The 13,289-nt window shown below is 61.9% G+C and carries 11 protein-coding genes; 7 read left to right on the top strand and 4 right to left on the bottom strand.

What is annotated here, in order from left to right; all coding sequences use genetic code 11:
• The first annotated feature begins 24 nt into the window (after positions 1-24).
• Positions 25-2,787 carry a DNA polymerase I gene (polA, locus tag JAB1_RS01315; protein WP_070278236.1) on the top strand — a complete coding sequence of 921 codons (2,763 nt, stop codon included), beginning with the start codon at positions 25-27 and terminating at the stop codon, positions 2,785-2,787.
• Between the two features lie 128 nt (positions 2,788-2,915).
• Complete coding sequence (locus tag JAB1_RS01310; RefSeq protein ID WP_070278234.1) at positions 2,916-3,800, top strand: dienelactone hydrolase family protein; 885 nt, start codon at positions 2,916-2,918, stop codon at positions 3,798-3,800.
• Positions 3,801-3,933: 133 nt separating this feature from the next.
• On the opposite strand, the gene JAB1_RS29795 is transcribed toward JAB1_RS01310, so the two are convergent.
• The gene (locus tag JAB1_RS29795; RefSeq protein ID WP_162483243.1) at positions 3,934-4,134 is read right to left on the bottom strand and encodes a hypothetical protein; all 201 of its coding nucleotides are present in this window, start codon (positions 4,132-4,134) and stop codon (positions 3,934-3,936) included.
• On the opposite strand from JAB1_RS29795, the gene JAB1_RS01305 reads away from it, so the two are divergent.
• On the top strand, positions 4,046-4,804 hold the full coding sequence (locus tag JAB1_RS01305; protein ID WP_052140365.1) for a ZIP family metal transporter: 759 nt from the start codon (positions 4,046-4,048) through the stop codon (positions 4,802-4,804). The two genes, JAB1_RS29795 and JAB1_RS01305, sit on opposite strands and share 89 nt — an antisense overlap.
• A 276-nt stretch (positions 4,805-5,080) precedes the next feature.
• On the top strand, positions 5,081-6,817 hold the full coding sequence (locus tag JAB1_RS01300; RefSeq protein WP_070278232.1) for an ABC-F family ATP-binding cassette domain-containing protein: 1,737 nt from the start codon (positions 5,081-5,083) through the stop codon (positions 6,815-6,817).
• Between the two features lie 43 nt (positions 6,818-6,860).
• Here JAB1_RS01300 and JAB1_RS01295 read toward each other — a convergent pair whose 3' ends face one another.
• The 3 genes from JAB1_RS01295 to JAB1_RS01285 are packed head-to-tail and all read right to left on the bottom strand — an operon-like array spanning position 6,861 to position 9,806.
• On the bottom strand, positions 6,861-7,712 hold the full coding sequence (locus JAB1_RS01295) for a sulfurtransferase (RefSeq protein WP_070278370.1): 852 nt from the start codon (positions 7,710-7,712) through the stop codon (positions 6,861-6,863).
• Positions 7,713-7,724: 12 nt separating this feature from the next.
• A complete protein-coding gene (locus tag JAB1_RS01290) occupies positions 7,725-8,648 on the bottom strand; it encodes a DMT family transporter (protein ID WP_035824654.1) in 924 nt (307 codons plus the stop codon).
• A gap of 57 nt (positions 8,649-8,705) precedes the next feature.
• A complete protein-coding gene (locus JAB1_RS01285; protein ID WP_070278230.1) occupies positions 8,706-9,806 on the bottom strand; it encodes an aromatic ring-hydroxylating dioxygenase subunit alpha in 1,101 nt (366 codons plus the stop codon).
• Positions 9,807-10,211: 405 nt separating this feature from the next.
• Between JAB1_RS01285 and JAB1_RS01280 the strand changes: the two genes are divergently transcribed.
• The 3 genes from JAB1_RS01280 to dxs are packed head-to-tail and all read left to right on the top strand — an operon-like array spanning position 10,212 to position 13,243.
• A complete protein-coding gene (locus JAB1_RS01280) occupies positions 10,212-10,463 on the top strand; it encodes an exodeoxyribonuclease VII small subunit (RefSeq protein WP_034784821.1) in 252 nt (83 codons plus the stop codon).
• A gap of 8 nt (positions 10,464-10,471) precedes the next feature.
• The gene (locus JAB1_RS01275; RefSeq protein ID WP_070278367.1) at positions 10,472-11,371 is read left to right on the top strand and encodes a polyprenyl synthetase family protein; all 900 of its coding nucleotides are present in this window, start codon (positions 10,472-10,474) and stop codon (positions 11,369-11,371) included.
• A complete protein-coding gene (dxs, locus tag JAB1_RS01270) occupies positions 11,372-13,243 on the top strand; it encodes a 1-deoxy-D-xylulose-5-phosphate synthase (protein WP_070278228.1) in 1,872 nt (623 codons plus the stop codon). It begins immediately after the preceding gene.
• Positions 13,244-13,289: the final 46 nt, after the last annotated feature.

Here is a 13,289-nt window from a genome sequence, read left to right as displayed (position 1 = left end):
GGCTCACCTTATTTTATTGGCATTATGCAAAACACCCTGCTGTTAGTCGACGGTTCCAGTTACCTTTATCGTGCCTTCCATGCGCTGCCCGACCTGCGCAGCCCGGATGGCTATCCCACGGGCGCCATGCACGGCATGGTCAACATGCTGCGCCGCCTGCGCGCCGATTACCCGGCCGCCTACATCGCCTGCGTGTTCGATGCCAAAGGTAAAACGTTCCGTGACGACATGTATCCCGAATACAAGGCCACGCGCGCCTCGATGCCGGACGACCTGCGCCTGCAGATCGAGCCGATCCACGAAGCCGTGCGCGCCATGGGCTGGCCCATCCTGATGGTCGACGGCGTGGAAGCGGACGACGTGATCGGCACGCTGGCCGTGCAGGCCGCTGCCGCCGGCATGAACGTGGTGGTGTCGACTGGCGACAAGGACCTGGCGCAGCTGGTCAACAGCCAGGTGACCCTGATCAATACCATGAGCAACGAAAAGCTCGACGAAGCGGCCGTGCTGGTCAAATTCGGCGTGCCGCCGAACCGCATCATCGATTATCTGTCGCTGATCGGCGATACCGTGGACAACGTGCCGGGCGTATCGAAATGCGGCCCGAAGACGGCCGTCAAATGGCTGACCTTGTACGACAGCCTGGAAGGCGTGATGGAAAACGCGGCCAAGGTGGGCGGCGCCGTGGGTGAAAACCTGCGCACGGCCCTGCCATGGCTGCCGCAGGCGCGCGCCTTGATCACCGTCAAGACCGATTGCGACTTGTCCGAACACATGACGACCATCGCCGACTCGCTGGTGGCGAAACACGAAGACAAGGAAGCGCTGCTGGCCTTCTTCCAGCGCTACGGCTTCAAGGCCCTGCTGCGCGAACTGGGCGCGGTGCCGCCGCCGATGTCGCCTGTTGGCGCACCGGCAACTGCCGGTGCCGCTGCTGCCAACACGACGGGCGACATGTTCGCCGATGCCGCGCCAGCAGTCGAGGCCGAATATGAAACCGTGCTGACGGACGAGCAGCTGGACAAGTGGATCGCCCTGATCGATGCGGCCCCGCTGACGGCCGTCGACACGGAAACCACGTCGCTGGAACCGATGACGGCGCAAATGGTCGGCATTTCCCTCTCCGTGGCCGAGCACGCCGCCTGCTACATCCCGCTGGCCCACGACTACGCGGGCGCGCCCGAGCAATTAACGCGTGAACACGTGCTGGCGAAACTGCGTCCATGGCTGGAAGATGCGAACAAGCCCAAGCTGGGCCAGAACCTGAAATACGACAGCCACATCTTCGCCAACCACGGCGTGACGTTGCGCGGCATCGCCCACGATACCCTGCTTGAATCGTATGTGTTTGAATCGCACAAGAAGCACGACATGGATAGCCTGGCCCTGCGCCACCTGAACTACACGACGATCCCGTTCGAGGACGTGTGCGGCAAGGGCGCCAAGCAGATCACGTTCAATCAAGTCGAGGTGGAGCAGGCGGCGAAATACGCGGCCGAGGATGCGGACGTCACCTTGCGCTTGCACAATGCCATGTGGGGCAACGTGGCGAATGATGACAAGCTGACCTTCATCTATGAAAAGATCGAGATGCCGACGGCCGTGGTCTTGCAAAAGATCGAGCGCAACGGCGTGCTGATCGATGATGAGCTGCTCAACATCCAGTCGGCCGAGCTGGCCGTGAAAATTCTCGAACTGGAAAAGAAGGCGTATGAACTGGCCGAGCAGCCATTCAACCTGGGTTCGCCCAAGCAGATCGGCGAGATTTTCTTTGAGAAATTGAAACTGCCGGTGGTCAAGAAAACCCCGACGGGCGCGCCATCGACGGATGAAGAAGTGCTGCAGAAGCTGGCCGAGGATTATCCATTGCCCAAAGTGCTGCTCGAATACCGCGGCATGGCCAAGCTGAAGTCGACGTACACGGATAAATTGCCGAAGATGATCAACGTCACGACGGGCAGGGTGCATACGAACTATGCGCAAGCCGTGGCCGTGACGGGGCGTTTGGCATCGAACGACCCGAACTTGCAGAATATCCCCATCCGCAGCGCGGAAGGCCGGCGCATCCGCGAAGCCTTCATTGCGCCGCCGGGCAGCCACATCGTCTCGGCCGACTATTCGCAGATCGAATTGCGCATCATGGCGCACATCTCGGGCGATGAAGCCATGCTGCGCGCGTTTGCCGACGGCATCGACATTCACCGCGCCACGGCCGCCGAGATCTTTGGCGTGCCGGCCGCGGAAGTGCAGAGCGAACAGCGCCGCTACGCCAAGGTCATCAACTTCGGTTTGATCTACGGCATGAGCGCGTTTGGCCTGGCCGGTAACCTGGGCGTGGATCGCACGGCCGCGCAAAGCTATATCGACCGCTACTTTGCCCGCTTCTCCGGCGTGAAACAGTATATGGAAGACACGCGCCAGCAAGCAAAGGCGCGCGGTTACGTGGAAACCGTGTTCGGCCGCCGTTTGTGGCTGCCGGAAATCAATTCGCCGAACGGCCCGCGCCGCCAGGGCGCGGAACGGGCGGCGATCAACGCGCCGATGCAGGGCACGGCCGCCGACCTGATCAAGCTGGCCATGATCGCCGTGCAAGGTTGGCTGGAAACGGACAACTTGCAAACGAAGATGATCATGCAAGTGCACGATGAACTCGTGCTGGAAGTGCCGGACGCCGAGCTCGAATTGGTCAAGCGCAATCTGCCGGAACTGATGGCGGGCGTGGCCGCGCTGAAAGTGCCGCTGACGGCCGAGGTGGGCGTCGGCAGGAACTGGGACGAAGCGCATTGATGCTGCGTCGGCTTACGCAGGGCATGCCCCGCTAAGCCGACCTACATGTTTACTTGAGCAATGACCGTAGGTCGGCTTAGCCCAGCGTCAGCCGACATTTCCAAACGTAATACCTTCAGGAGAAACGCATGAGCGACATGATCACCGATTGTGAAAGTTTGCTGGGCCAGAGCTGCTTGTCCGGGCCGGATGGCCGGCGTGGTTTCCTGAAGGTGGCGCTGGGCACTGGCTTTGCCGTGGCCGTCTTGCCCGTGGCGGCGCAAAACGTCATCAAGACGGATTCCGCCGGGCTCGTCACGGGCCACATGTCGGTGATGGTCGATGGCCAGGCCGTGCCCGTGTACGCGGCGCAGCCGGAGGGCAAGACAGGTTTGCCCGTGGTACTGGTCATTTCGGAAATATTTGGCGTGCATGAACATATCGCCGACATGGCGCGCCGTTTCGCCAAGCAGGGTTATCTGGCGCTGGCGCCCGATTTGTTCGTCCGCCAGGGCGATCCCACCAAGGTGGCCAGCATCCCGGAGTTGATGAAAGGCATCATCGCCAAGACGCCGGACGCGCAAGTGATGGCGGACCTCGATGCGGTGGTGGCATGGGCCAAACAGAATGGCGGCGATACGAGCCGTTTGGGCATCACGGGCTTTTGCTGGGGCGGGCGCATCACGTGGCTGTACGCGGCGCACAATCCGGCCGTCAAGGCGGGCGTGGCCTGGTATGGCCGCCTCGTCGGCGAACCGACTGCCTTGCAGCCGAGCAATCCCATCGATATCGCCGCCAACTTGAAAGTTCCCGTACTGGGCTTGTATGGCGGCAAGGATACGGGCATCAGCCAGGAATCGATCGGCAAGATGAAGGATGCGCTGGTCAAGGGCGGCAACCCATCCGAGTTTGTCGTGTATCCCGATGCGGGCCACGCCTTCAATGCCGACTACCGCCCCAGCTATGTGGCGGCCGATGCGAAAGACGGTTATGCGCGCTGCCTGGCCTGGTTCAAAAGCCACGGCGTGGCGTGATCTGCAACAGAAACATACCGCATCTTCCAGAAATTGACGCGAAAGCCGCACCGGGCTGTAAAATGCCCGGTGCGCGCCAATGCAGTACAATTGCATCTTCATCGCGCGACGCTGCCGCCAAACGCGCAAAAAATTAAACAATAGATAACAACGCATTCATCAGGCCAGACGCCAGCATCGCGGGCGCCAGTGACCCGGCGCCATTTTGAGGTAAGAAAATCATCGATCCCGTCCTTATATCCATTTTGCTCGCGACCACGATCGCGGGCGTGTTCAGCATTACCGCGGCGGCGATCTTTTCGTTTGCATTCTTGTCCAAAGTGGTCGAACGCATGGTCAGCTTGTCCGTCGGCATCATGTTGTCGACGTCCCTGCTGCACGCCTTGCCCGAAGCGTTCGAATCGCAGGCGGACCCGCGCAGCCTGTTCGCCACCCTGCTGGCCGGTTTGCTGGCCTTTTTCATGCTGGAAAAATTCGCCATCCTGCGCCATTCGCACCACCACGAAGGAGATGGCCACCACCATGCGCACGGCCACGACAAGCACGAAGCGGGCAAGGCCGGCTGGATGATTTTAGTGGGCGACGGCATGCACAACTTTACGGACGGCATCCTGATCGCCGCCGCTTTCCTGGCCGACCCGAAACTGGGCCTGGTGACGGGCCTGGCCATCATCGCGCATGAAATCCCGCAGGAAATCGGCGACTTCATCGTGCTGCTCAATGCCGGTTTCTCGCGCCTGCGCGCGTATATCTTCAATCTGCTGTGCAGCCTGATGGCGGTGGCGGGCGGCTTGCTCGGCTATTTCACCCTGGACCGCGCCAGCAATCTGATTCCTTATGTGCTCGTGTTCGCCTCATCCGGCTTCATCTATATTGCCTTGAGCGACCTGATGCCGCAGATGCAGCGCCGCGCCACCTTGCGCGAAACCATTCCGCAAGTGCTGTTGATCGCACTGGGCGTGTGCATCGTGCTGTTCCTGACGCATAAGCGTCACGGTGGTTGATGCCTGGCGCTGCCGGCGCAGTGCTACCTATGCTATATTGCCTTTCTGACTAACTTGCACAGAAAGGAGGAAAATATAATGGAAGAAAACTTGTTGCTCGCCTTGTGGCGCGCACGCTCTTTAAGCGCATTTGCCAGCTCTTGCCCACGTTCTATCGCGCTGCGATAACCTGGCCAGAGCAAAGTCACCCTCTCAGACGAGTCCTTTCCTGGTACTCCGTTGTCGTTAGCGCTCCTGTTAACGCGGATGCTTGCATCCCGAACAAAGACAAGAGCCATGACTACCCTTATCTCGACACAAGCTTTACAACTGGATACCCACGACGGTTTCCTCTTCAACGAACTCGCCTTTACCTTGCGCCAGGGCGACCGCATCGGCCTGATCGGCCACAATGGCTGCGGCAAATCCACCTTGCTGGGATTGCTCAGCGGCACGCGAGAAGCCACTGCCGGCACCATCCACTATGCTCGTGCCTGCCGCTTGCAGCACGTGGAGCAGCACTTGCCGCCAGAACTTGCCAAGCTGAGCCTGTACGATGCCTTGCTGGCGCCCGTGCTGGAGCAGCCGGAATTGCATTGGCGGGTCGACAGCCTGCTGGCCGAACTGGGTTTTGACCAAGAAACGGCGCAAGTACCCGTGCATTCGCTGTCCGGCGGCCAGCACACGAGACTATTGCTGGGGCGTGCCCTGCTGCAGGAGCCGAACGTGCTGCTGCTCGACGAACCGAGCAATCACCTGGACTTGCCGTCGCTGCTGTGGCTGGAGCAATTCCTGCTGGCCTGGCGCGGCGCCTTCATCCTCGTCTCGCACGACCAGCGCCTGCTCGACAACGTGGCCACGCGCAGCTGGATCTTGCGCGATAGCCGCCTGTACGATTTCGATTTGCCGTGCGGCCCCGCGCTGGCGGCGCTGGCCGAGGCGGACGTAGCCGCTGCCGCCCGGCATGCGGCCGAACAGAAAGAAATCGACCGCCTGTCGGCCAGCAGCGCCCGCCTGGCCTTGTGGGGCCGCACCTATGACAATGAAGACCTGGCGCGCAAGGCCAAGACCATGCAGCGGCGCATCGACAAGCTGAAGGATGTGCAATCGTTCGTCAGCGACGGCGCGCCCTGGCGCTTGAGTCTGCGCGGCAAGGCGCTGGCGGCCGACCAGCTGCTGGCGCTCGACGGGCTGGATGTGCGCGCCGTGCCTGCGTCTCCCGTGCTGTTCCAGGTCGGCCAGCTGTGGCTGAAACCGGGCGACCGGGTCGCCTTGCTGGGCGCCAACGGCAGCGGCAAGTCGTCGCTGCTGCGCCTGTGCTGGCAAGCGATCCAGGCACAGGAGGAGCGCAGCGACTTGCGCTATCACAAGGCGGCGAACATCGGCTATTACGACCAGTCGCTCAAGCAACTGGCCGATACGGCCGACCTGTCCGACGCCCTGTACCCGTTTGCCGTGCAAAACGAGGCTGCGCGCAGCCAGGTGGCGCGCAAGCAGGCGTTGATCGCGGCCGGTTTCCCGTATGCGCGCCATGGCCAGACGGTGGCCACCCTGAGCGGCGGCGAGCGGGCGCGGCTGCTGTTCCTGGGGCTGTCGCTGGCCAGCTACCACTTGCTGCTGCTGGACGAGCCCAGCAATCACCTGGACATGCAGGGCAAGGCGGAACTGGGGCAAGCGCTGCTCAGCTTTGCGGGTGGCTGCCTGCTGGTGTCGCACGACCGCGACCTGATCGAGACGGCCTGCAACCGGTTTTGGGTGGTGGCCGATGGCGGGCTGGAAGAGTGGCTTGACGCGGCCAGCGCGTATGCACGGCTGAGTGCGGAAGATGGGCAGGCGTCGACGCCTGCGCCGCGCGTGGAGCATGCGTCTGCGGTACTGACGGACATCGACGTGCAACTGGAGCGCTTGTGCGAACTGGAGCAATTGCTGGCGGAAGACCTGGCAAGGAAGCCGCGCCACCAGAAGCCGGCCAGCCAGCAGGCGTGGCTGGCGGAACTGGAGCGCTTGAATCAAGCGCTGGGGATAACGTCGTAGTTATCCACAGGTGAAATGGCGGACCAGCTGGTCCGCCATTTTTTTAACTCCCCGTCGCTACGGGCCGCGCCGGATCGGCGCACCATTCGCTCCACGAGCCCGGATACAGGGCCGCGCCAGGCAAACCCGCCACTTCCATTGCCAGCAAGTTGTGGCAAGCCGTCACGCCGGAACCGCATTGCAGGATGGCCGCTTGCGGTGCATCAAACAATGCGCTGAAATCGCGTCGTAGCTCCTCGGCGCCCTTGAAACGGCCGTCCGCTTGCAGATTGTCCTTGAAGAAACGGTTTTTCGCGCCGGGGATATGGCCGCCCACGGGGTCGATGGTTTCGTTTTCGCCGCGATAACGGTCGGGCGCGCGCGCGTCGATCACCGTCAACGCCTGGGTTTCCAGGTTGGCAACGACGTCCTGCACGCTGACCATGCGCGTCAGGCTGGCTTTTTCCGTCAGATTGCCAATAGGGCGGGGCGCCACCGGCGTGACCAGCGGCAAGCCTTGCGCCTGCCAGCCGGCCAGGCCACCGTCGAGCACGGCCACGGCTGGATGGCCAACCCAGCGCAGCAGCCACCACAAACGGGCGGCGAACATGCCGCCTTGCCCGTCATAGGCGACCACTTGCGTGTCGTCATTGATGCCCCAGCTGCGCAGGGTGGCCAGCAGGGCGTTGCGGTCGGGCAGCGGATGGCGTCCGGTAAAGTCCGCGCCGCGTGCCGTCTTGGGGCCGGACAGGGCCGTGTCGATATCGGCGAACTGGGCGTTCTGGATGTGGCCGGCGGCAAACGCGTCGCTGCCGGCCCTCGGGTTGAGCAAGTCGTGGCGGCAATCGAGGATGACCCAGTTGCTGTCATTCAGGTGGCTGGACAAATCATTGCTGTTGATCAAGGTCGTATACAAGGTCATGACTCCTTACACTTCGCTGGCGATGGGATCCGTGCGCGCGATCGCCGCGCCACGGGCCGTGTTGCGGGTATTGTAATAGGTTGCCGCGATGCCGGAAGCGAGAATGATGCCGATGCCGGCCCAGCCATGCCAGTCGAACAGGTCGCCAAAGATCACCACGCCCCAGAAGCTGGAAAAGACGATGCCCGTGTATTGCAGGTTTGCAACCACGAGGGTCTTGCCCAGGCGATAGGCGCGCGTCATGGCCATCTGCGCCATGGTGGCGCACAGGCCGATGGCGGCCAGCAAGCCGATGCCGTAGCCGCTCGTGTGCGCGTGCCAGACGACGGGGCCGCCGCCGGCGCTGGCCACGTGGCCGATCACGCCGGCGAGGAAATTGACGACCGAGAAATAAAACACGACCCGGTATTCGGGTTCGCCCAGCAGGCCCAGTTTGCGCACCTGCAGGTAGGCGAGGGCCGACAGCATGCCGGAAATCAAGGCCGTGATGGCGCCAGCCGCCTGGTCCGTCTCGAACACGGGCTGCAGCAGCAGGGTCACGCCGACAAAGCTCATGGCAATGGCCGCCACCAGCGGCCACTCGACTTGCTTCGTTGCCTTCCACCAGCCGCCGGCCAGCAGGATCACGGCGATCCAGATGGGCGCCATATAGTTCAGGGTCATGGCGGTGGCCAGCGGCAGGATGGCGATGGCATAAAACCACAGCCACAGGGCGATCACGCCCACCACGCCGCGCCACAGATGCTGGCCCGGCATCGTGGTTTTAAAGCTGCCGCCCTGATAGAGGATGGTGCAGCTCATGACGGTCATGCCGATGATGCCGCGGTACATGACGATTTCGGACGTCGAATACATATCCGACGCCAGCTTGACGCACACGCCCATGATGGCGAACATGAAACTTGCAAACAGCATCCAAAGAGATTGCATCTGATTCCTGAAAAACGCGGGGATAAAAAAAGGCCGCACGAGGCGGCCCTTGAGGGACTACAGTTCGATATTGTTGCGGTACCACTCGTGGAAATGCTGCATGCCGTCTTCCATCGGCGACTGGTAAGGACCCACTTCGCTGACGCCGCGCGCCATCAGGGCCTTGCGGCCCGCGTCCATGCGTTGGGCGATTTCATCGTCCTCGACACAGGTTTCCATGTAGGCCGCCCGTTCCGCTTCGACGAAGTCGCGCTCGAACAACACAATTTCTTCCGGGTAATAAAACTCCACCACGTTGCGCGTCTTTTGCGGGCCGTCGGGCCACAGGGTCGAGACGACCAGCACGTGCGGATACCATTCGACCATGATGTTCGGATACAGGGTCAGCCAGATGGCGCCATACGGCGGCGCTTCGCCGCCGCGGAATTGCAGCACCTGCTCCTGCCATTTCTTGTAGGCAGGCGAGCCGGCTTGCTGCAAGCCGCGGTGCACGCCCACCGTTTGCACGCTGTAATCCTTGCCGAATTCCCAGCGCAGGTCGTCGCAGCTGACGAAGCTGCCCAGGCCCGGGTGGAACGGTTCCACGTGATAGTCTTCCAGATAGACTTCGATGAAGGTCTTCCAGTTGTAATCGCACTCGTGGATTTCCACGTGGTCGAACATATAGCCGGAAAAATCGAGGTCTTTCGAGACGGACAAATCTTTCAATTTTTCCATCACGTTGTAGCCATTTTGCTCGAACAGCAAGCCATTCCAGCTTTGCAGCGGCGTTTTCGACAGGTTCAGGCACGGCGTCTCGGGGAAATGCGGCGCGCCGATCAATTCACCCTTGAGGTCGTAGGTCCAGCGGTGCAGCGGGCAGACGATATGATTCGCATTGCCGCGGCCATTGAACATCAGCGCCTGCCGGTGACGGCACACGTTGGACAGCACTTCGATGCCATTGGCGTTGCGCACGAGCATGCGCCCTTCGCTCTCAGACGCCAGGGTCGCAAAATCGCCGGTTTCCGGCACCATCAGCTCATGCCCGACATAGCGCGGGCCGGCTTGGAACAATTGCTGCATTTCACGCTGCAACAGCGTTTCGTCAAAATAGACGTGGACCGGAAGTTGCGCGTTTGAACGCGCCAGCTTGGCGTGAGTAGCCAGATCGGACATCCCAACCCCCCATAAATGTACAACGGTCAGCAGTGCCCCAGGCCATTCCCTGGGCAACCGCTACAGAGAGAAAGAATCCGCAAAGACCTGAATTCAAATTTGTTGAAACGGTATTTCGGACAGAACCGGCGATTATAGCGCGGATCGGCCTCGGCATTATCAAACTCCCCCGCGAAATAGCCTATTAATGAGAAACATTGTCATTTGGCGCGCAATTTTCGGCAGAGAGGGGGGATTCGGCTAAAATTCACTGACAAGCTGGCAACGCTATTGACTTTGAGCGCGCCGATTGCGCTTTAGTTTTCACTTAATAGTGTGGTTTGTTCTAAAATAACGCTTCTATGCTGGCCGGGAATCCCCGGCGTCTCCCTACAAGCCCCTCGTGCCACGAAGAGATCTGAGTCTATGTCGAAGAAATTAACTGCCGCTGCCGCAGCGCCGGCCTCGTTTGAAGAGGCAATGGCGGAACTGGCGCAGCTGGTAACGCAAATGGAAGCGGGCCAGTTGCCGCTGGAAGCATCGGTCGCGGCGTATCAGCGCGGCTCGGAACTGGTCAAGTATTGCGCAAGCCAGCTCGACAGCGTCGAAGCGCAGGTGAAAGTACTCGAAGGCGACATGTTGAAACCGTTCGTGGATGCCGGCGAGGCCGCCCAATGATGGCCAGCATGCAACAAGATGGCGTGACCTTCGGCGACTGGATGCAAGCCACCCAGTCCGGCGTGGAAGCCCGGCTCGACCAGTTCCTGCCGGCGGCCGATACCGTGCCGCACAAGCTGCACGCTGCCATGCGCTATGCGCTGCTGGGCGGCGGCAAGCGCGTGCGTCCGTTGCTGGTGATGGCGGCTGGCGAACTGTTTGATGCCAATCGAGATACCCTCGCCCGTGCTGCTTGCGCGCTGGAAATGATTCACGTGTATTCGCTCGTGCATGACGACATGCCGTGCATGGATGACGATGCCTTGCGCCGTGGCAAGCCCACCGTGCACATCGCCTACGATGAAGCGACGGCCCTGCTGGTCGGCGACGCGCTGCAATCGCAAGCGTTCATGCTGCTGGCCGATGGCGCTGCCATTCCTCCGGCGCGGCAAATGGCGATGATCAAGCTGCTGGCGCACGCCTCCGGTTCGGCCGGCATGTGCGGCGGCCAGGCGATCGACCTCGACAGCGTCGGCCTGGCCTTGACCTTGCCGCAGCTGGAACAGATGCATCAACTGAAAACGGGCGCCTTGCTGCGCGCGGCCGTGATTCTCGGCGCGCTGGCCGGCAAGGACTTGACGGCGGACGAGATGACGGCGCTGGACGCGTATGCGCGCGCCGTCGGACTGGCGTTCCAGGTGGTCGACGATGTGCTCGACGCAACGGCTGATTCGGCCACCCTGGGCAAGACGGCAGGCAAGGATGCGGCCGCCAACAAGCCCACTTACGTATCGATACTGGGGCTGGAACCATCGCGAGCCCTGGCAGAACAATTGCGGTGCGACGCCCATGCGGCGCTGGCGCCATTCGGGGACAAGGCACGCCGTTTGCGCGAGCTGGCGGACCTGGTCGTGCAGCGGAAGGCATAAATGAAACTGTTAGAAACCATCAATGAACCAGCGCAAGTGCGCAAGCTGGCCCGCTCGCAACTGGTGCCGCTGGCCCAGGAACTGCGCAGCTTCCTGCTCGACTCCGTTTCCAAGACGGGTGGCCACTTGTCGTCCAACCTGGGCACGGTCGAGCTGACTGTCGCGCTGCATTACGTGTTCAACACGCCGCACGACCGCATCGTGTGGGACGTGGGCCACCAGACCTATTCGCACAAGATCCTCACGGGCCGCCGCGAGCGCATGCATACCCTGCGCCAGAAGGATGGCATTTCCGGCTTCCCGAAGCGCGACGAAAGCGAATACGACACCTTCGGCACGGCGCACTCGTCGACGTCGATCTCGGCCGCGCTGGGCATGGCGCAGGCCGCCAAGATCAAGGGCGACCCGCTGCATGCGATCGCCGTGATCGGCGACGGCTCGATGACGGCCGGCATGGCCTTCGAGGCGATGAACAATGCTGGCGTGCAGGAAGACGTCAACTTGCTGGTGATCCTGAACGACAACGACATGTCGATCTCGCCGCCCGTGGGCGCCCTGAACCGCCACCTGGCGCGCCTGATGTCGGGCCAGTTCTACGCGGCAGCGAAAAATGTCGGCAAGTCCGTCTTGCCCGGCCCTGTGCTGGAACTGGCGAAGCGCTTTGAAGAGCATGCCAAAGGCATGGTCGTGCCCGCCACCATGTTCGAAGAGTTCGGTTTTAACTATATCGGTCCCATCGACGGCCACGACCTCGATTCGCTGATCCCGACCTTGCAAAATATCAAGCAATTGAAGGGCCCGCAATTCCTGCACGTGGTCACCAAGAAGGGGCAAGGCTACAAGCTGGCCGAGGCGGAGCCGATCCTGTATCACGGCACGCCGAAGTTCAATCCGCTGGAAGGCATCAAGCCGGCCACGGCGCCGGGCAAGATGACGTACACGGAAGTGTTCGGCAACTGGCTGTGCGACATGGCCGGCCACGACAAGCGCCTGGTGGGCATCACGCCAGCCATGCGCGAAGGCTCGGGCATGGTCAAGTTCGAACAGCAATATCCGAACCGTTACTTTGACGTCGGCATTGCCGAGCAGCATTCCGTGACGTTTGGCGCGGGCCTGGCCTGCGAAGGCCTCAAACCCGTCGTGGCCATCTATTCGACCTTCCTGCAGCGCGCCTACGACCAGCTGATCCACGACGTGGCCCTGCAAAACCTGGACGTGACGTTCGCGCTGGACCGCGCCGGCCTGGTGGGCGCCGATGGCGCCACGCACGCGGGAAATTACGATATGGCCTTCCTGCGCTGCATCCCGAACATGGTCATCATGGCCGCGTCCGACGAAAACGAATGCCGGCAAATGCTGACGACGGGCTACCATTATCCGGGCCCGGCCGCGATCCGCTATCCGCGCGGCGCCGGCGCCGGCGTGGCCATCGTGCCGGAACTGACGAGCATTGAAATCGGCAAGGGCGAGCTCAAGCGCCAGGGCAAGCGCATCGCCATCCTGGCCTTCGGTTCCATGGTGGCGCCTAGCGTGGCGGCGGGCGAGAAGCTCGACGCGACGGTGGCGAACATGCGCTTCGTCAAGCCGCTCGACGTGGCACTGGTGAAACAGCTGGCCGCCGACCACGATTACCTGGTGACGGTGGAAGAGGGCTGCATCATGGGCGGCGCCGGCTCGGCCGTGGCCGAGGCCCTGGCAGCGGAAGGCATCGTCAAGCCGATCCTGATGCTGGGCTTGCCCGACACCTTCATCGACCATGGCGACCCCGTGCAACTGCTGAAAAGCGTGGGCCTGGACGCCACCGGCATCGCCGCGTCGATCGAGCAGCGCTTTGGCGGCACGCAGCCGCCGCGCCTGGCAGCTGTCAGCTAAGCTGGCTTGCATACGGAAAAGCGACATCACGGTGTCGCTTTTTTTT

The sequence above is a fragment of the Janthinobacterium sp. MP5059B genome, assembly GCF_001758645.1.
GTDB lineage: Bacteria > Pseudomonadota > Gammaproteobacteria > Burkholderiales > Burkholderiaceae_D > Janthinobacterium > Janthinobacterium lividum.
The sequence above is the reverse complement of the archived record's forward strand: the minus strand, read 5'-3'. Positions and strand labels throughout refer to the sequence as shown.